Annotated in this window: 1 protein-coding gene; it reads right to left on the bottom strand. The window is 55.9% G+C overall.

Annotated elements, in window-relative coordinates:
* Positions 1 to 1,108 (bottom strand): IS3 family transposase gene (locus LZ005_RS21505; protein ID WP_373889453.1). Its coding sequence is split into 2 segments (ribosomal slippage), with 1,109 coding nucleotides annotated over them: positions 1 to 865 and positions 865 to 1,108; the frame shifts between segments, so codons are not numbered across the junction. This gene is flagged as partial in the annotation.
* Positions 1,109 to 1,167 lie beyond the last annotated feature (59 nt).

Raw genomic sequence — 1,167 nt, 5'->3', positions numbered from 1 at the left:
ACTGGTGACAGCCTTCCATTGAAGCCGTGTCGGCGCTTTGGATTGTAGAACATCTCAATGTAGTCGAAGACGTCCTGCCTGGCCTCCTCGCGCGTTGCATATATTTTCCGTTTGACCCGTTCTCGCTTTAGGAGCTGAAAGAAGCTTTCTGCGCACGCGTTGTCGTGGCAGTTTCCTCGACGGCTCATGCTTTGTAGAAGGCCATGCGCGGCCAGAAAATCGCGCCAATCGTAACTGCTGAATTGACTCCCTTGATCGGAATGGACCATGACCTCTGCGGTCGGCTGCCGACGCCAAACGGCCATGATCAAAGCGTTCATCGCCAACTCCCTATCGATACGCGAACTCATCGACCAACCAATGACCTGGCGCGAAAACAGATCGAGAACGACGGCCAGGTACAACCAACCTTCATAAGTGCGCAGATACGTGATGTCCGTGACCCAGACTTTGTTTGGCTCGACCACATCGAATTCGCGCTGCAGGTGATTAGGCGCAATCATTGCAGGCGCGCCGCCGCGCTTGTATTTGCGCTTCGAATAACCCGTCTGCGAACGAATGCCTTCGGCGCGCATTAGCCGGTGCACCCGATTTATTCCACACGGCTCGCCAAGCTCCTGCAAGTCGTCAAAGACCTTGCGATAGCCGTAGACTGCGCCGCTCTCCAGCCACGACTGCTTAATCTGTCCTAGCAGCCGCTTATTCACTTTCGAACGCGGGCTTTCGGGGCATTTGCACCATGCATAGAAACCGCTTGCATGGACCTTAACCATCTTGCACAAACGACGCACTGAATACGCGGCTTGGTTATCGCGAATGAAGGCGTACCTTACCCGGACGTCTTGGCAAAGTACGCCGCGGCCTTTCGCAATATGTCGCGCTCCTCGGTTACTCGCTTGAGTTCGGCCTTCAAGCGCCGCATTTCCTCGGCCTGCGCATCGTTGGCCAGGCGCTCGGCCTCGGGAACGCCATAGCGCTTGATCCACGCATAAATGCTGTGCTGGCTCACCCCAAGGCGCTCGGCCACCTCCAACGCCGGATGCCCGCGATCAAGAACTTGCTTGACCGCCGCCATCTTGAACTCTTCCGTGTAACGCTTCCCACTCATGTTGACTCCTTTGCCTAGATTATGGCTCAGGAGTGTCTAGTGATATGGTGGCGATTCAC

The organism is Massilia sp. TS11, from assembly GCF_022012445.1.
Taxonomy (GTDB): Bacteria; Pseudomonadota; Gammaproteobacteria; order Burkholderiales; family Burkholderiaceae_D; genus Telluria.
Note: the sequence above shows the minus strand (reverse complement) of the source record. Positions and strands in the feature narration are given on the sequence as shown.